Consider the following 18,619-nt stretch of genomic DNA (forward strand, 5'->3'; position numbering starts at 1 on the left):
CGGGCGCTCAGTTAAGGGTAAATTCAAACGGTACGCGTACCCGCACCGCCGACCTCTGGCCGACGCATTGGAAGCGCCTCACGGCCTGTAGCACGACGTCGTTGAAGACGGCGTTGCTGGAACTGGCGATGCGCACGTTCTCAATGACGCCGCCGGCGCTGACGGTAAACTCGGCGACAACCTGTCCTTCCAGGCCCCGGCGCATGGCGCGGCTGGGATAGGGCACGCTGGCGCGTACGCGGATATGGTTGGGACAGGCCATGCCGATGGCCACGGCGGGCGCAGGCGCCGTGACCGACCTGGGCGGCGCCGATTGCACGGTGACAATGGCCGGGGCGGCCGAGACCACCTCGGGCGGCGGCACGTAGGCAGCTCTGGGGCGCGGCGGTTTGGGCGGCGGCGGTTTGGGCGGCGGCGGCGCGGGCGGCGACGGCGACGGTGGCGGTTCCGGCGACGGTGGCGGTTCCATAACCACCGGCTTGGGTTCTTCGATCAGCGCCACCTCCAGCGGTTCCTTGAAAACCTGATCGACCGCCTTGCGCGCCAGACCGTTGAGCAGCGCCCAGCCCAGCGCCAGATGCAGCAAGACCATGAACGCCAGACCGGGCAGCCGTTCACTCAAACTCTTGGCGGGAAGTTTGCGCGTCATACGGATTCAGGCCAGTTCCTTGGTAAGGCGCACCAGCGGAAAGAGCCCGGTTTGCGTCACCGCCCCGTCCGTGACGTAGCCCAGCTTCAGGTAAAAGTCACGCACCTCCAGCTTGCCCGTGACCAGCGCCCGGCGCAGACCAAGCTCGTAAGCCCATGCTTCCAGCCCCTGCATCAACAGGCGGCCGATACCCTGCCCCTGGCGGTCGACCGCGACGGTGATGCGTTCGAACTTGGCCTGGCTTTCATAATGGCGCAGTCGGCCGGTGGCAACCGGCAGCGTGCCGTCCGTAATCAACAGGTAATCGACCCGATCTCCCGGCGTCTCGTCGATTTCCCCCGCCAGCGGAATAGCCAGGCTCAAGGCCACCTGGATGCGCAGATAATGCACCGCGGCCAGTTGCCAGGTCTCAGTCACACGGATGATTTCCATGATGCTTTCCTCTTATAAGCGATGGTCCGCGGCAAGACGCCGCAGCACGGCGAAAACGCGGAGGTTTTCCTCGTCGTTGCCGATGGTGACGCGGATCCATTGCGGCAATCCGCTTTCGCGTCCCGAGCGCAGTACGATGCCGGCATCCAGGAATTGCTGCGCCGTCTCATCGCCGTCGCGGTCGAGATTGATCATCAGGAAATTGGCGAAGCTGGGAATATAGCCCAGCCCCAGCGCGTCGCAGCAGGCGTAGTAGTCGCTTAGCCCCTGCCGTACGGCGGCGACCGAACGTGCGAGAAACGCCTCGTCGTCCAACGCGGCGACGGCGGCGATCTGCGCCAGATGGTTCACATTGGGCGGGGTCTTGACCTTGTGCAGCAGCGCTATCGTCGCCGCGTCGGCGATCGCGTAGCCGATACGCAGGCCAGCCAGACCATAGGCTTTAGAGAAGGTACGCAGTACGATCAGGTTGGGATAGCGGCGAGTGAGGGCGATCCCGTCCGGGAAGTCCTCGCTCGCGGCATACTCGCCATAGGCTTCGTCGAGCACCACCGCGACGTCCGGCGGCACGCGTTCGAGAAATGCCCGCAGCCCGCCGTCGGCCACGATGGTGCCCATCGGGTTATGGGGATTGCACAGCCAGACCAGCCGTGTGCGCGGACCGATGGCCGCCGCGACCGCGTCAAGATCGATGGCATATTCCCGCAGGGGAATCGCTACGATGCGTCCGCCGCTTACTCTGCTGGCGACAGCGTACCAGCCGAAAGAAGGTTCCGGGATGACGACCTCGTCGTTTTCGCCGACGAACACCGAACCGATCAGCGACAGGATCTCGAAGATGCCATTGCCGAACAGAAACCGCTCCGCTTCGAGAGCGTGGCGGTGCGCCAGTTTGTGGCGCAAGGCGCTACAGAAGCTATCCGGATAGCGTGAGGCTTCGCCGCGCGCCGCCGACGCCGCCAGCGCCTGCGCCACGCGCGGCGAGTAGCCCAGGCTGTTCTCGTTAAGCGCCAGATTGGTCAACCGGCCGTCGGGTTGGCCTGCCGCGGATGGCGGATGGAATCCGCGCAGGGTATCCAGACAGGGGCGATGTTTGATGCTGCTCATGGGTTCTCCTATTGTTTTATGGTTTACACCGCCGCCGGATCGCCCCAGCGCCACAATCCAGCCGTACCGGCCGCCCCCGGCCCCGAACTCAGCGCCGCACCGCGCAGGGACTCGCGCCCATGCGGCGCCAGCCAGGGCGCCAACGGATCTTCGTCCGGCGTTATCTCGTCCCTGAAGCCGCGCCGGTACTTACCGTTTGGGTTCGGCAGCAGCCCCAGACTGACCTGCTCGTGTTCGTCGGTGAAGCCGGGCGTCTGGAACAGATCGCGCGCATAGGCCCACAGGTGGGGGAAATCGATGATGCGCCTGGCGGGGCCGAGTTCGGTTGGGAAATTCGGCCGATAGTTGGTATCGAAAGAGGCCAGGGTCACGAACAAACGGACATCGGCGTCGGTCAGTTGCTCGCCGAATAGATAGCGTCGGCTTTGCAGGCGGAAGTCCAGATCGGCCAGGCGGGCCTCGAACACCGTTTTGGCCGCCGCCGCGGCATCGATGGCGGTGGCGAACAACACCTTGTAGGGGCCGTTGTTGATGTCATCGAATATCTGTTGGTTAAGCAGGTCGATCTGCGAGCGCAAAGCCCGTGGATAGAGATCCGGCGCGCCCTGGCGATGTAGCGGCGCCCACGCGGTTTCCAGATCGATGCTTAAGGTGTGGTAATCGTTGGCGACCACGCGCCCGGTCGCCGCCTCCGCCAGGGCCGGCACCGTGCCTCGCCGGTCGTAGCCCGGCAGCGCGCGCCGATACAGTTCATTGAGGCGGGCCACCTTGAACACCTCGTCCACCCCGCCGGGCTGGCCGTCGAACTCCCAGCCGTCATCGCCGCGTGTTTTTACATAGCCGACCGAGATCGCCTGTTCCAGTCCCAGCAGACGGCGCACGATCAGTTGACGGCGCGACCAGCCGCAGCCGGTGGATACGATCAGGCGATAGCGGCCTCCCTCCACCGGCAGTTGTCCCGGCCCATGGCCGAAACGTTGCGTGAAGACGTTGCCCTGCCGCACGAAAGCGCCGTCGTGGCTCTGTTCGACGGTTTTTTCCGGAAATACCGTTACCATGTCATTCTCCCGGTCAATATGGAATGGATGTTTGATGTCGCTCAGAATCTGTAGGCCAGGCTGACGCCGAAGGTGCGCGGATCGCCGTAGCCGGTCGGATAGTGGCCGTTGGTGGCGTCGGTGCCCCCCTGATAGAGCATCGCCTGATTCTTGTAGCGCCTGTCGGTCACGTTGTTGACGTAGGCGCCGATGATCACCTGGTCGCCCGGTAGCGTATAGCTGGCGTGGACGCTGCCCAGCCAGTACGCCTGCTGTAAGGCGTAAAGGTCGCTGTCGTCGGTGACGTTGAAGTGATGTTTGCTGGTGTAGCTCCAGTCGGTGCCGAGCGCCAGCGTGCCGCCGGCCAGCGGCGTACGGTAGTCGATGCCGAGCAGCGCGGTCGTCTGCGGCACGCGGGCGAAGCCGTAGCCCTTGTAGTTCCTGCCGCCGGCCAGCAGTTCATCGAACTCGGTGCGCAGCCGGCTCAGGTTGGCGCGCAGGCGCAGCGATTCGGTAAGTTGGAAGGCGGCTTCAAGCTCGATGCCGTCGACCTCGCCTGAACCCGCGTTCATCAGCGTGGGATAGAAAATGTTGTTCAGCACCTGGTTGACCACCAGTTGCATGTTTTTATAGTCATAGTGGTAGGCGGCGGCGTTGAAAACCAGACGCTGGTTCAGCCAGGCGCTTTTATAGCCGATTTCATACGATTTCAGCTTCTCCGGATCGACAACCGAGAATTGCGATACGCCCGACACGCCGTTGGGGGTAATGTAAGTGTTGTAGTTGCCGGAACGGAAGCCGCTGGCGTGGCGGAAATAAACCAGTTGGTTGTCGTCAATCTGATACTCGGGGGTGATGTCGTAGCCGAGGTTGGACCAGCTTTTTTTGATCCGCCCGCCGGTCGAATAGTACGTCGACAGTCCGGCATTCTCCAGCGCGCCCGGCGACCACCAGTTGCCGTTGACGACGTAGGGCGAGGCGCCGGCGGCGTATAACGTCGTCAGGTCGATGCCGCTTTTTTCATAGGTATGGCGCAGGCCGCCGCTGAGTTTGAACCGTTCGGTGAACTGAAAGCCGACGCTGCCGAACAGCGCGGCGCTGGTGGTGTCCTGCTCGAAGGCGGTCGCGTTGAAGGACTGAGTGGCGGCATCGCCGGTGAGCTTGGCGCTCGCGCTGTAGGATTCGTTGTCGTCGCGGAACAGGTAGGTCCCGGCGATCCAGGTAAAACGCTCCTCGGGCGGCGAAACAAGACGCAACTCCTGGCTCCTCTGCGTCACTTTATTGCGCGAATAGGAGCGTGAGCCGCCGCCGGTCGCATACTCGTATGGCGTGTAGTCGCCATCCACCAGTCCGCTGCGCCGGCCGTGGTCGAACGCCGTTACCGAGGTCAGCGTGAAGCCGTCGATATCCCAGTTGAAAGTGAGGCTGGCGCCTTCGGTCTCGACCTCGAGCGGCAGGTCGAAATTGTAGGCGACATGCTCGCGGTCGCCGTTACCGTCGCCGATCGGGGCAACGTAGCCGTTGACGTCCGGCGCGCCGTTGCGGGTAACCGAATACCACGGATTTTGCGTTCCGTCGAGCCGGCGTATGTGTACGTTGAGCAGTGCGTCGAGTTCGGGTGAGAGAAGCGCCAGCAACTGGAAGCGTCCGGCAAAATCTTCATAGTCGCCGACGTCGTTGCCGGTGGTGGTGTTCTTCGCCAGACCGCCGCGTTCCTCATAATGCAACGCGGCCCGGCCGGCCAGAACATCGTCTACGAGTCCCCCGCCGATGGCGCCCTGAAACAGTCTGGAATCCAGGTTGCCGAACTGCAGCTTTGCATTGCCGTCAGTCTCGAAAGCCGGCTTGCGCGAAATGAAGTGGAAGGCGCCGCCGGTGGTGTTCTTACCCCACAGGGTGCCCTGCGGGCCGCGCAGCACTTCGACCCGCTGCAGGTCGAACAGCGGCGTGCCGGTGAACAGATTGTTGTTGTAATACACTTCGTCGGCATAAAAGCCGATCGGATTGACCGCATTGTTGGTGGCCTCGTTGGAGCCCACGCCGCGGATAAAGAAGCGCGGGCGGGCGCGGCTTTCGGTGTTCCAGCCCTGCGCGCCGGGGATGAACTTGGCGACATCCTTCGTACTTCGCAGATCGCCCTCCTCAATCTCCTCGCTGCTGACCACGCTGATCGCCGCGGGGACCTTCTGCAGACTCTCGGCGCGCCGGGGCGCGGTGACGATCACCGGGGCGAGCTGTTCATTGTGCTCGGTTTCCTGCGCCGGCGCGGCGACGGATATGGTGGCGAAGAATGCGCCGGCGACGAGGGCCGCGCCGGATGTTTTTTTAAAGCGAACGATTCGGGGCTGATGCTGCATAGCGTCCTCCGGGAATATCTGCGTTGGTGAAAGTGGGTTAAATTGTTTCGGGGCCGGCAAACCAGCCAAAGCGGCGGCGCGCCGGCCGTCAGGCAGGTTCCTGCATATAACGCCCGAGCCAGATGGCGAGAATGATCCACAACAGTCCGGCGATGGCATAACCGGCCGGCGCCACGAATACCGCCACGGCCAGGGTATGGGCGTCGGACAGGCGCCCGACGAGTTCCGGACCGACAATGCCGGCGATGCCCGAGGTCAGCACGATGGACCACGCGGTCGCGCTGTTGCGCAGATAAGGCGGCACCGTTTCGACGATAAGCGTCGTCAGGGTGCCGGCGCTGAAGCCGAAGAGGGCGATCCCGGCGGCGATGCAGGCCCGAGTGAACGTCAGATCCCGGCTGCCGTAGGCGGTGGCGAAAGCCGCGCAAGCCAGCAGCGAGGTGGTCGCCAGGAAAGCGGGAAAGCCCCAGCGGAAAGGCCGCAGCGCCACGCTGGAAAAATAGCCGCCGATCAGGCCCACCGGCAAGGTATAGAGCAGAACCTGGGCAAGAAAGTCGGAAGCCTGCTGGTTGCTGAGATCGAAGACGCGATGCAGATAGGCCGGGATCCAGATCTGCACCGACATGGCGATAAAGAAGAACAGCAGCGCCAGCGAATGCAGGATGTAGCCGGGATAGCGGAAGACCGCCAGACTCTCGCGCACGCCGGGTTTGACGGCGGCAAGGGAGGCGCCTCTGACATCGTCGTGCGCGCCGATGGCCGGCTCCCTGACCCACAGCAGCAGGAACGCGAGCAATAACCCGGGCAACCCGGCGACAAAGAAAGCGGTGCGCCAGCCGTATTCGGTCGCCAGCCATCCGCCGAGCGCCAGCGCGGCGGCCGTGCCGATCTTGTTTTTCAGCATGTACAGTGAGAACACCAGATTGCGCCAGCGCGGACGATAGAGGTCGGCCAGCCAGCTCGGTGCGAGCGAGTTGTAGGCCGCTTCGCCGAAACCGGTGGCGACGCGCCAGAACAGCAGGCCGAGAAAGCCGACGGCAAAGCCGGTGGCGATTGACGACAGGCTCCAGATGGCTATCCCGGCCAGCAACACCGGCTTGCGCCCGAAACGGTTGGCCAGCACGCCGAAGATCGGCGCGCCGATAAGTCCCGCCAGCGTAAACATCGAGGACAGACGCCCGATCTGTTCGTCGGTGAAGCCGAACTCCGCTTTGATCGGCGTCAGTAGTGATGCGATGATCATGGCGTCCAGCACACAGACGATGCCCAGCAGCCATATCAGGGTCAACTGCGCATGGCTGTTGTTTTGCCAGCCCCCGGCAACCGGCGGCGCGGCGTCAAAGGTGTCGGTCAGCGTTTTCTCCTGCGGGATGGTCATGGCAATCAGCTTCCTAGGTTGACCGTTCGCACGGCTCGCGACGGGTAAAAGGAGGTCATGGGATGCGATCGCGGCGCATCCGGATTAGGGGCTATTATTCAATGCGGGGCGGGAGGTTCAGAAGGACAATCCGTGTCATGTATAGATAAATATTGCATTAATTTAGATATTTTATCGGCTTGTCACCGGCCGGCCGCCTGGCTTAGATTCAGATTTCCCGATCGCTGATAAAAGGACATGCAGGGAAATGAACCGACCCATGAAATATCCGCCGACGGACAATTCGTGCCAGTCCCGCAGCATGCCTTTCATCGCCGCAGAGAGGGAGCGAAGCGGCAGATCGCCATCCACGAATCCACGCTGTATCGGCATACATGACCGGGAGTTCACGCTGTTTCAGGTCTCCGGCCTGCTGCTGGCGGCGCAGGAGCAAAATAGCCCGGTCAAAGGGCTGCAACGGGATCTCGGCATCGACCTGATGCGGGGAGACTGGCCGGCCGCGACCGTATCCTATATGGAACTACGCCAGGTTTTCGAATATTTGTGGCTGATAGGCGACAGGGCGGAACTGCTGTTCGATCATGCGTCGCGCATCAATTTCGCCAGTTTCGGCACCTCCGGCATGGCGGCAATGGCGCTAAGCGACTGCAAAGCAGGCATCCGCTTTTGCGCCGGTCATTTCCGCACACCGTGGAATGCCGTGCCGGAAAGCCGGGGCGACGGCGGTATGAGCTTGCTGCATATTCCCAAGTTCTATGATCCCGAGTTTCGCACGGCGTTCGAGCATTTCCATTTTGTCAATTGCTTCGCGGTAGCCCGCTCCAAGACGCCGGGCATGCGAATCGCCGACGCGGTGCGATTTACACGCTCTGGCGGCATTTCCAAGTCGGCGTTGGAGCATTATTTCGGCTGTCCGGTCTATTTCGACGAGGATATCGCCCAAATCGAATTCAGCCGGCAATGGCTCGACCATCCCATGCCGTTCATCGATAGCGGCCTGCGAGCCAGGCTGGCGCGGCTTCTTGAAGAGGTTCTGGCCGGGGATACGCTGCGCAGGCAGAGTACCCTCCAGTTTTTAAGCGCACATTTGGACGAAGTCAGATCGTCCGAGGATTTGGCGCGGCTGCTCGGCATCAGCCGCCGTACGCTGGCCCGACTCCTCGATCGCGAAGGCGTCAGCTACTCCGTTCTGTCGCGCGAGGTGCGCCTGACCGAGGCCCGCCGCATGTTGCGGCACGGTATGAGTATCTCAGCAATTGCCGAAAACCTGGGGTTTGCCGATGACCGCAGCTTCCGGCGGGCCTTTCTCCGCTGGGGAGGAACCAGCCCTTCCGAATACCGGCGGAGCTGGGAACAGGTCGGCAAGGAGCTCGGCGATCGTCTGGACGGTCACTTCTGAGAAAAGGCATTTACACAAAATCCAGTAGAGATTCCCAAATGGCCCATGCCTGGATGCGTCTTATCCGCCTGGGAAAATCCAAACTGTTAACCTGCTTCATCCATTGACCGACATTCTGCTAAGCGAGTGCAACCGCATGCGGCAAGATGAGCTAAGCCACGCTCTGCAACAGTTAACACTATCTTGCATTATCCCCGGTGTAACAGAACAACTGACATTAATCTGCTGGCATGGCCTGATTAAGGGATATGGCGCGAATGACATTCTCTCTCTGGTAGGTAAACCGGCATATGGTATCGACGACTTTCTTCAGCAGTGGAGGAAGCACCATCCTATTCTGTTCTCACAAATTGAGGATTATGTATTCTTTGCCTGTGTCAGTAACTGGTCCACTTACCGTTAGCTTGATTTTCAACCTCTTACAAATACCACTAACAATGAGCGTTCGATCGTTATCACCGATCGATAGGATCGAATCGATCTATAAAAACGATTATCTTTTGATCAAAAACACGGATAGGATATTTCTTAAAACACTCATAACCACATGTGTTTAAAAGATTTATTCCCATTCTTGGGAAGGGGGATGGCGTGTTCTTTATCAGACGAAAATCCAAACCATAAACCGTTACGCCGATTGCTGGCGGCAACGAACCGCTTTGGATAATGAAAATATGAATCAGGAGCCTCCTGTGAAAACGATTATTAATAAATGCACAGACGATGATTTCAAATACCTGTCGGAGATCCTTGATAGTTATGTTTCATTTACGAATGATAAGCGCAGAAAAAATTTACTGGCTGAAAGTAAACACAATGCCAACTCAAAAACTCAGTTAGTCAATCTGATAGACAGCCAAATTAAATACTATGGTTCATCTGATATTGCCTACTTGAAGAGAAAACTTCTTCAGGGTAATGGCGGCACCGAAGCCAGGGAAATTGTCGAAGATGCATGTAATAAACTAAAAGTAAAAATAAAACACGGTGGGTCGACAGAGTCTCTGCTTGAGCGTCTTGTGTATGCAGTGGTTGAAAAAGAGCTTATCAGCAAAACCCCTGAAGAATTATCACGTTCATTTAAAACTATGGGACTTGATGAGGCGGACAGAGAGCTGATCTTGACTCATTTGAAATCCAGCGGGAAAGTCCTCGTATTGCCGATCCTCCTTAAAGTACTTGGTCAAAAGATCACGTTGGGGATAATTGAAACCATCATCGTCAGTCTGATTACGCAAATTATTGGACGCGAGGCAGCCAAGGTACTGGTAAAAGAAATAATGAAGAGAAACCCCTGGATAAATGCCCTGGGGCCAGCCGTTTGGGTTCTTTCCGGCGCATGGCTTGCATTCGATCTTCAAGGTCCCGCGTACCGTAAAACAATTCCTATTTGTTTATATTTAGGCATTGTCGCTTTACGTGATGGTAAAGAGGATGCCGAAGAATAGTGCTGAACAGATAATCGTATCAATCCGGTAATAATTGCATTCGCTGCGAAATAATGGCATCGCGGCCAGTGCCAAAAAGAAACCAGATATTTTTATAACCTCTGAACAGGTGTCCTATGATCCCGGTTAATACCCTCTATTTAACGATTCTTAATCAGCAGGGTAAATCATCCAGCAGCCTGAGTCAGGCGATTGAACGTCTGGCTTCTGGTATACGCATCAACAGTGCAAAGGATGACGCTGCGGGTCAGGCAATCTCTAACCGGATGACCAGCCAGTACCATGGACTCTCCCAGGCAAAGAACAACGCAAATGACGGCATTTCCCTGCTTCAGACGGCGGAAGGCACGCTGGACGAAATCAATAGTCGTCTACAGCATATACGTGAACTTACCGTTCAGGGGTTGAATGGAACCTATAGCCAGGAACAATCGGATGCTATCCAGGCTGAAATCAACATGAATTTGAAAGAGATAGATCGCCTGACTTCCCAAACCAGCTATAACAGCCTGACCCTGCTTGATGGCAGTTCAGGTCAGGTGGATATACAGGTTGGCGCGAACGATGGCGAAACCCTATCGCTGGATTTTTCTCCGCCGGGATTCAGCGTTGACGAACTTGGGCTGACTGATCTGGTGATCAGCGGCATCAGTGGAGAAGTGTATGATGAAAATACGCTAACGGGCGCGGCCTCAAATATTATTCTGGACAGCACTACGACTACGACAAGTTATTATTATCCGGACAGTCCATTAACCTCGCCGACATTTGTACGTAGCGGCAGTAACAACCGGTATTATATTCAGGCGCAGGATGAACAGGGAAAGCCGGTTTATTATCTGGCGGCTTATACTGCATCGCATGATACGGCGACAGGAAATAGCACGGCGACTATCCGGGCAGTTGCGTCGTCCGAACTTTACACGCCGGTGACACGAATTGATGACCAGGATATTACTACCGCAACATTGTCATTTACAGACAGTAATGGGAATACCATTGATTCGGAGAACGCCAGATTATTACAGCAGGGCAGCCAGTATATTCTTGAAGTCGATGATGGCTCGGGAAACTATCAATACTATAATGCTGCGGTTACCGTAAAGACTGACGGCACCGATGTGCAGGTCGATATTGTGGCAAGTAGTGGTACGGCAATTAACACATTTTCTGATGTCGCCAGTGTGAGCGGCACGTCCAGCATCACAATTGACTCAGATAATGTCGTTGTCAATTATACCGATAGCGAAGGTAATCAATATAGCAACGTATTGACAGAAGACGCTGATGGGAATTATGTCATGAACATATCCGATGACGGCGTATCAGGCTATAAAAGCGCGACAATCGTCAGTCAGGCAGATAATAGCCTTTTGCTCAAAACAATAAACGGCAGTGGGGAAGTTCAAATCTATTATGAAATGAATTACACCGCTTATACCGATGCCAGTACTAATCAGACCGTCATTAACATCTCCGAAGTGGGAGAAGGAATTAGACTGCGTAATCCTGAAAACCCATTGGCCGTAATTGATAACGCCATCGCCCTGGTGGATGAAAAACGCAGTAGTCTGGGCGCAATGGAAAACCGTCTGGAGTCAGTGATGAATGTTCAGACGAATACAACCGAGGCGATTAGCGCCGCCCGTTCCCGTATTACGGACGCGGATTATGCCGCCGAGATATCTGCGATGGTCAGAGCTCAAATTCTGCAACAGACAACCGTTTCCATGTTATCTCAGGCCAACCAGCAGTCGGAAATTGTTTTAACGCTATTGCAAGAGTAACAACAAAAATCCCTGAGGGAAAATCGGGATATATCTTCGAGAACCTTCTCATTATAGGTGTTTTTATATAAATGAATAACAAAATAAAAAATCTTTCAGATTATCGAGCCGCCATTTAATTAGCAATGGTGCGGAAAACATCAATATCGATATGCCGAGGGTTTAACCAGCGGTAAAACTCAACTATTAATATAATTAACTTGAATGACAATAATTTATCTTGACGTCAGTCTTCTAATATCTCAAGGCCAACACAGGGCATGCTATCGCCATCCATTAATGCCGGAAAAATGTATCAAGGTGCATTTAAACGGAGAATATAATCGGGAAACCATCAGGGAAATTAAATACTATAAAAAGATTGCCAACAAGATATTTTCAGAGCAAGTCATAGCACAATATCACGGCACGGATAAAACCAATCTGGGACTGGGCTATGTTTTTGATCTGATAAAAGACTACAGCGGAGAAGTATCAAAAACGCTGTCGTATTACTTATCAGAAAAAACGCTGAGTGAAAAATATAAGACGGGAATATCTCAGGCTTACGACCGCATGAAAGCACTGGCAGAACAGCATGCCATCGTCACCATGACGTTGAAACCTTACAACATCCTGTATAGATTAAGAAATCAGGATGAGGGGGATTTAATTATTATCGATAATCTTGGGTGCGCAAATTTATTTCCTCTGGCTTATTATTCCGAGTTTTTCGCCAGACAAAAACTATCCCGCCGCTTTAATGATTTTGAAAAAATGCTGATGCATGAATATGGCATAACGCTTTCAGGTTAATCGCCGTGAAAATTTAAATAATTATTACGTGATGCTGCAACCATTCTATCTCTCTTAGGTATTAATTAACTCACAACAGGAATAATAAGAAAATGCGCATTTCTTCCGTCAGGGATAAGTTTTCATGGTCATCCCTTACATGGCTTTTGCTGTTTTTCTGGTATTTCTCATGCACGCTGCAACTGGTTATTCTGTTTTCCGGACACAGCGGATTTAACGGATTAAGGGATGCGTTGCTGTACAGCCTACTATGGCTCATCCCGATATTTTTCTTTCCGCGTCAGACGCGTTATTTTACCGCAGTGCTCGGTATTATCCTGTGGGCAACGGCCTGCGTTGCACTGGGCTATTACCTGATATACGGGCAGGAGTTTTCCCAAAGCGTACTGTTTGTGATATTTGAGTCCAATACCACAGAAGCCGGGGAATACGCCAGCCAGTATCTCAGCTTTAAGCTGATTGCCGCTATTCTGCTGTATACCGCTGCCGCTGTTTATCTGTGGACCCGGACACGCCCGGTCTGGCTACCGGTACGTTATCGCCTCGTTTCCGCATTAGTCATTCTCACAGTACTGTTTGGCGTACCCGTCCATAAAAAAATGATAAAGCAGCATCTTCCGGGAGAAGAAGCCGTTGCCTACCTTGCCGGACGCATGGGTACCACCGCGCCGTGGCAATTTGTCGGCAGCTATCTGGAATACCTGCACCAACTCGCCAGCATGGAATCCCTGTTGCAACAGAACGCTGCTTTACCGCCCTTGCCGAATCTGAAAGACGCCAACGGCGATATTCCCCGCACGCTGGTGCTGGTCATCGGCGAATCCACCACCCGCACCCGGATGAGCCTATACGGCTATCCCCGCCCCACTACGCCCCGCCTCGACGCATTGCGTAAAACCGCTCCTAATTTGGTGGTATTCAACGACGTGATAGCGCCGAGACCTTATACCATCGAGTTGTTGCAGCAGGCGCTGACCTTTGCCGACCAGCAACAGCCGGATCGTTACCTGACCCAACCATCGTTAATGAACATGATGAAACAGGCCGGGTATAAAACATTCTGGATCACCAATCAGCAAACCATCACCAAACGCAATACCATGCTAACGGTTTTCTCGCAGCAGACCGACCGACAGTTTTATCTGAATAACCAGCGTACACAGAGTTCCCGACAGTATGACGATGTGGTTCTGGCACCCTTTGATGAGGTATTACGCGATCCGGCAGAGAAAAAATTTATTGTGGTTCATCTGCTCGGGACGCATATGAAATACCTGTACCGCTACCCGGAAAGCTTTGCGCGCTTCAATGATCGGAAAGGCATTCCCGCCACGTTAAGTGACCAGCAGGCGGAGACTTATAACAGTTATGACAATGCCGTGCTGTATAACGATTTTGTTGTCAGCAGCCTGATCGAAACCTTTGCCCGCCATAAGCCCAACGGTTTTCTGCTTTATTTCTCCGACCACGGCGAGGATGTGTATGAAACCCCGCCACATAACGTGCTGGGTCGTAACGAGGGAGCGCCAACCCGCGCCATGTACACTGTTCCGTTTATTTTGTGGCTGTCGCCCGAATGGCAAAAAAGCCATCCCCATCAGTACACTACGGATGTTGACCGAAAATACAGTATCGCCCATCTCATCCATACCTGGGCAGATTTAGCGGGGCTAAGCCACGACTTCTACGAACCGGGGAAAAGCCTGGTCAGCGAGGAGTTCAGGCCGACAGCACGCTGGATCGGTAATCCATATGAGAAAAACGGATTGAAGGATTTTGATGCGTTGCCATAGCCCATAAAAAAATAAATTTGGCACCCCTATGCCACCGACGGTTTCGACAAAAAAATAAAAACAGTCACTACCTCAAAAATAAAGACATCCAGACGCATGGAGGTCTGGATGTCCATTATAGCTAAGCACTTTTTATTACTCTTCCCCGCCCCTGCCATTTATTTTCCCAAAATCAAACGGACTCACCGCCCTCTCCCGATTCGCATCCAGAAAATCCGCCCACCATTGCAGCATCAGCTTACGCTCGTCCAGATGTTCCGCCTTGTGGATATACGCTGCCCGGACACCGTTACGCTCCTGATGGCTCATTTAATGATCGCCAATAAAGACCAGTTCACAGTGACCACTGATTTCCCGTATTTTCTTGAGGATCGCCAACGCCTGACGACTTAACGGCACCAGATGCGGCGTGTGCATTTTTGAACCGCGTTCAGAAAACTTCACACCGGGAATCGGTTTACGTTCTGGGGGGATCGTCCATATGGCATTCTCGAAATCGATTTCCGGCCATCGGGCAAAGCGCAGTTCACTGGAACGGATAAAAAGCAGAAGCGCAAGGTTAATGACTAATTTGGTAAACTTCCCGTCCTTTATATCCATCAATCTTCGCCAGAAGCTCAGAGAAACGATTAAGCGGCAAGGCGGGTCGATGCATGACTTCTGCACCAGCCATGTCCTGCGCCGGGTTATAGTCAATCAGGCCATTCTGTACCGCATAGGTCATGATAGCCGTGACACGCTGCTTCAGGCGTGTGGCAACCTCCAGCCGTCCCGAACGTTCTACCGCTTTAATAGGCGGTAACAGATCTTTTGTCCTCAGATCCGCAATAGGTCTTTTACCGATATAGGGAAAGATATGTTCAACTAACCCCTTCAGGATACGTTCGCTGTGCAGTTCCGACCATTTTTTGTTATCGGCATGCCAGGCTCTGGCTACCGCTTCAAACGTTTTGGCCGCATCCTGTAGCTCGGCCTGCGCCGCTTTCTTGTGCTCACGTGGGTCGATGCCTGCCGCGACCAGCTTTCTCGCCTCATCGCGTTTCTGACGCGCATCTGAAAGGGAAATTTCGGGATAGACGCCCAGCGCCATCAGGTGTTGCTTACCGGCAAAACGAAATCGCAGCCGCCAGTATTTGGAACCATTGGGATGAACCAGCAGGAACATGCCGTCACCGTCCGTCAACGAATACTCTTTTTCTTCTGGTTTTGCAGAACGCACTTTTATATCTGTCAGGGCCATTATCAATGTCCTCGCATGTGCTTGCGGTGAGGGTTGAAGTATATAAGACATCATAGCGCCAAAATATATACTCAGATATATACTCGCCAGCATGTTGATGTGGGTTGAATCAGGTTGACGTCGGGAGAGTAACAACAGAAGGGAAAGTCGGTAAATCCGTGGGGTTGAGATAAAAAAATAGACGTCCATTGACGTCTATTGATTTTGTATTGGTACCGAGGACGGGACTTGAACCCGTAAGCCCAATCGGGCACTACCACCTCAAGGTAGCGTGTCTACCAATTCCACCACCTCGGCATCACAATAACTGCTATGCAACAGCAGTGGCTGGCACTGCTGTCAAAACTACTTTTACAACGATTACTTTGGAATATCGCTTGCAGGTGCCGAAGGCGCGGCAGGCGTGGTGCTCTGCTCCGCTTTCTCAGGCTGGCTCAGATTATCCCATGCCCCGCCGCCTCGGTTACTACTCTGCAGCGAACTCATGTTACCCAGCACCAGACTGATAATGAAGAACAGCGTCGCCAATACCGCCGTCATGCGAGTCATGAAATTCCCGGAGCCGCTCGAACCGAACAAAGTGGCAGAAGCACCTGCTCCGAACGAGGCTCCCATATCAGCACCTTTACCTTGCTGCAGCATAATCAAGGCAACCAGCCCGATCGCTATCAACAGGAAAATCACCAAAAGAGCTTCGTACATAGTTGTACCTGTAACCGTTTTCCCCATCATTGATGGAGATTTTAAATTCTTGCGGCAACGCCGCGTATAGTCCGCCTGGTCGAATGAATACCTTCATCCCTTGCCAAGCGGGTCTGAATACTAACCAAAGGCTGTAGCGTACGCAAGGGTAATTTAGCCGCCGTTTGCTGATTGAAGAAAAAAAGAGCGGCTCTTTCGTCATCCTCGCTCCGCTGGCGATGCTGAGCGGGTTTAACCGTCGTTAATCCACCGCTTTTACCGCGTCGGCGATGCGATTAGCCAGCTCAATCACCGTCGCCTCATTCTCGCCTTCGACCATAACGCGAATAAGCGGCTCGGTGCCTGATTTTCTCAGTAATACCCGCCCCCGGCCGGTCAGCTCTTGCTCCACGTCCTGGGTGATCTGTTGCACCCTTTTGTCCTCAAGCGGGTCATTTTCACCCGAGAAACGGACGTTAACCAGAATTTGCGGGAATAGCTTCATGCCGCTGCACAAGTCATACAGGCTCATATGGTTTCTGACTATCGCGGTAAGCACTTGCAACCCGGCGATAATGCCGTCGCCCGTGGTGGTTTTATCCAGCAGAATAACATGGCCGGAGTTTTCGGCGCCGATACGCCAGCCTTTCGCCTGCATGGTTTCCAGTACATAGCGATCGCCGACTTTGGCGCGCGCAAACGGAATGCCCAACTGCTTCAATGCCAGCTCCAGTCCCATATTGCTCATCAGGGTTCCGACCGCGCCGCCGCGCAGCTGGCCCTGGCGCAAACCTTCGCGGGCGATGATATACAGGATCTGATCGCCATCGACTTTGTTGCCCAAGTGGTCGACCATAATCAGCCGGTCTCCGTCGCCGTCAAACGCCAGCCCGACATCGGCTTTTTCCGCCACCACGCGCGCCTGTAGCTGCCTGACGTCGGTCGCGCCGCACGCTTCATTGATGTTCATGCCGTCCGGCGCGCAGCCAATGGAAATCACGTTAGCGCCCAGTTCGCGCAATACGCTGGGAGCGATGTGATAGGTTGCGCCATTCGCGCAGTCGACCACTATTTTCAGGCCGTTAAGGTTCAGCTCGCTGGGGAAGGTTCCCTTGCAGAATTCGATATAGCGCCCGGCTGCGTCGACAATACGGTTTGCCTTGCCCAGCTCAGCCGATTCCACACACGTCAGCGGTTTTTCCAATTCGGCTTCGATCGCCTCCTCCACCTCATCGGGCAATTTGGTGCCGTCGATAGAGAAGAATTTAATGCCGTTATCATAGTAAGGGTTGTGCGAAGCGGAAATAACGATACCGGCTTCCGCTCTGAAGGTGCGCGTCAGATACGCGACGGCCGGCGTCGGCATCGGACCGGTAAAAGAGGCGGACAATCCCGCCGCGGCCAGCCCGGCTTCTAACGCGGACTCCAGCATGTAACCGGAAATGCGGGTATCCTTGCCGATGATGATTTTACGCGAACCGTGTCGCGCCAAAACCTTGCCCGCGGCCCAACCCAGCTTCAGCACAAAATCGGGGGTGATCGGGCTGTCGCCCACCTTTCCCCGCACGCCGTCAGTGCCAAAATATTTACGGTTACTCATAATAGTTTTTATTCCTTCGCTGAAAGAGTGGCTTCCACAATGCGCATCGCATCTACCGTTTCTTTTACGTCATGAACGCGAATAATTTGCGCGCCTTGCATCGCCGCGATCACCGCACAGGCCACGCTGCCCTGAACCCGCTGCGCGGGAGGGACCTTGAGCAGTTGTCCGATCATCGATTTTCTCGACATTCCGACCAGCAGGGGCAATCCGAAACGGTGTAATTCGCCCAGGCGTGCAAGAAGCTGATAATTATCAGCCAGATTTTTACCAAATCCGAACCCGGGATCCAGCAAGAGACGACTTTTCGGAATATTACCGTTCACGCAGCGATCGATCTGCCGCTGCAAAAACGCCCCCACTTCCGCCATCAGGTCATCGTAGTGCGGGTTGTGCTGCATGGTTTTTGGCAATCCCTGCATATGCATCAGGCAAACCGGCAGACCGGTCGCGGCGGCGGCGGCCAAAGCCCCCGGCTCTTGCAAAGAGCGAATGTCGTTAATCAAGTGAGCGCCCGCTTGCGCCGCAGCCGTGATGACCTCAGGCTTGGAGGTATCGACGGAAATCCATGCGTCAAAACGCCGGGCCAACGCCTCAACGACCGGGATCACGCGCTCCAGTTCCTCTTGCGTACTGACTTCATCCGCACCCGGGCGGGTGGACTCTCCGCCGATATCAATCAGCGTGGCGCCGGCGGCGATCATCTCCTGGGCATGAAACAGCGCCGCATCCAGCGTGTTATGTTTGCCGCCGTCGGAAAATGAATCGGGAGTGACGTTGAGAATGCCCATCACCTGGGGACAAGAAAGATCCAGGGTCGACCCTCTGGCGATCAGTTGCATGATTTTTCCCTCAAAATCGTTGCTCTCTTCTAAAACCTATCCCGCGGGCCATTCAGTAAAAAACCCCGGACAAG

Annotated in this window: 14 protein-coding genes, 1 tRNA gene and 1 pseudogene; 5 read left to right on the forward strand and 11 right to left on the reverse strand. The window is 55.2% G+C overall.

Features of this window, described 5'->3' with window-relative positions; genetic code table 11:
- Positions 1-7 precede the first annotated feature (7 nt).
- The 6 genes from EH206_RS18750 to EH206_RS18775 form a co-directional block, all read right to left on the reverse strand.
- The gene (locus EH206_RS18750; RefSeq protein WP_198008302.1) at positions 8-592 is read right to left on the reverse strand and encodes an energy transducer TonB; all 585 of its coding nucleotides are present in this window, start codon (positions 590-592) and stop codon (positions 8-10) included.
- A 63-nt stretch (positions 593-655) separates the two neighbouring features.
- The gene (locus EH206_RS18755) at positions 656-1,066 is read right to left on the reverse strand and encodes a GNAT family N-acetyltransferase (protein WP_198008303.1); all 411 of its coding nucleotides are present in this window, start codon (positions 1,064-1,066) and stop codon (positions 656-658) included.
- A 27-nt stretch (positions 1,067-1,093) separates the two neighbouring features.
- Entirely contained in the window at positions 1,094-2,188 is a 1,095-nt protein-coding gene (hisC, locus tag EH206_RS18760) for a histidinol-phosphate transaminase (protein ID WP_009114451.1), read from the reverse strand.
- A gap of 23 nt (positions 2,189-2,211) precedes the next feature.
- Positions 2,212-3,246 (reverse strand): glutathione S-transferase C-terminal domain-containing protein, encoded by a 1,035-nt coding sequence (locus tag EH206_RS18765; protein WP_009114452.1) that lies wholly within the window; start codon positions 3,244-3,246, stop codon positions 2,212-2,214.
- A 41-nt stretch (positions 3,247-3,287) separates the two neighbouring features.
- A complete protein-coding gene (locus EH206_RS18770; RefSeq protein ID WP_009114453.1) occupies positions 3,288-5,582 on the reverse strand; it encodes a TonB-dependent receptor in 2,295 nt (764 codons plus the stop codon).
- Between the two features lie 88 nt (positions 5,583-5,670).
- Positions 5,671-6,960 (reverse strand): MFS transporter, encoded by a 1,290-nt coding sequence (locus EH206_RS18775; protein WP_009114454.1) that lies wholly within the window; start codon positions 6,958-6,960, stop codon positions 5,671-5,673.
- A gap of 247 nt (positions 6,961-7,207) precedes the next feature.
- On the opposite strand from EH206_RS18775, the gene EH206_RS18780 reads away from it, so the two are divergent.
- The 5 genes from EH206_RS18780 to cptA all read left to right on the forward strand — a co-directional run bounded on the left by EH206_RS18780 (position 7,208) and on the right by cptA (position 14,182).
- Positions 7,208-8,359 (forward strand): AraC family transcriptional regulator, encoded by a 1,152-nt coding sequence (locus EH206_RS18780; protein WP_009114455.1) that lies wholly within the window; start codon positions 7,208-7,210, stop codon positions 8,357-8,359.
- A 692-nt stretch (positions 8,360-9,051) separates the two neighbouring features.
- Positions 9,052-9,807 (forward strand): YaaW family protein, encoded by a 756-nt coding sequence (locus EH206_RS18785; protein WP_009114457.1) that lies wholly within the window; start codon positions 9,052-9,054, stop codon positions 9,805-9,807.
- A 116-nt stretch (positions 9,808-9,923) separates the two neighbouring features.
- Positions 9,924-11,594, forward strand: coding sequence for a flagellin N-terminal helical domain-containing protein (locus tag EH206_RS18790; protein ID WP_009114458.1), 1,671 nt, complete (start codon positions 9,924-9,926; stop codon positions 11,592-11,594).
- A 204-nt stretch (positions 11,595-11,798) separates the two neighbouring features.
- Positions 11,799-12,389, forward strand: a complete 591-nt coding sequence (locus EH206_RS18795) for a YrbL family protein (RefSeq protein WP_009114459.1) — start codon at positions 11,799-11,801, stop codon at positions 12,387-12,389.
- 92 nt (positions 12,390-12,481) lie between these two features.
- Positions 12,482-14,182 carry a phosphoethanolamine transferase CptA gene (cptA, locus tag EH206_RS18800; protein WP_009114460.1) on the forward strand — a complete coding sequence of 567 codons (1,701 nt, stop codon included), beginning with the start codon at positions 12,482-12,484 and terminating at the stop codon, positions 14,180-14,182.
- A 135-nt stretch (positions 14,183-14,317) separates the two neighbouring features.
- Here cptA and EH206_RS18805 read toward each other — a convergent pair.
- The 5 genes and pseudogenes from EH206_RS18805 to folP form a co-directional block, all read right to left on the reverse strand.
- Positions 14,318-15,422 (reverse strand): annotated as a pseudogene (locus tag EH206_RS18805) (tyrosine-type recombinase/integrase).
- 210 nt (positions 15,423-15,632) lie between these two features.
- Positions 15,633-15,719 (reverse strand) — tRNA-Leu (locus EH206_RS18810).
- A 63-nt stretch (positions 15,720-15,782) separates the two neighbouring features.
- A complete protein-coding gene (secG, locus tag EH206_RS18815) occupies positions 15,783-16,124 on the reverse strand; it encodes a preprotein translocase subunit SecG (RefSeq protein WP_009114461.1) in 342 nt (113 codons plus the stop codon).
- A gap of 241 nt (positions 16,125-16,365) precedes the next feature.
- Complete coding sequence (gene glmM / locus EH206_RS18820; RefSeq protein ID WP_009114462.1) at positions 16,366-17,703, reverse strand: phosphoglucosamine mutase; 1,338 nt, start codon at positions 17,701-17,703, stop codon at positions 16,366-16,368.
- 8 nt (positions 17,704-17,711) lie between these two features.
- Positions 17,712-18,545, reverse strand: coding sequence for a dihydropteroate synthase (folP, locus tag EH206_RS18825; protein WP_009114463.1), 834 nt, complete (start codon positions 18,543-18,545; stop codon positions 17,712-17,714).
- Positions 18,546-18,619 lie beyond the last annotated feature (74 nt).

The sequence above is a fragment of the Brenneria nigrifluens DSM 30175 = ATCC 13028 genome (assembly GCF_005484965.1).
Lineage (GTDB): Bacteria > Pseudomonadota > Gammaproteobacteria > Enterobacterales > Enterobacteriaceae > Brenneria > Brenneria nigrifluens.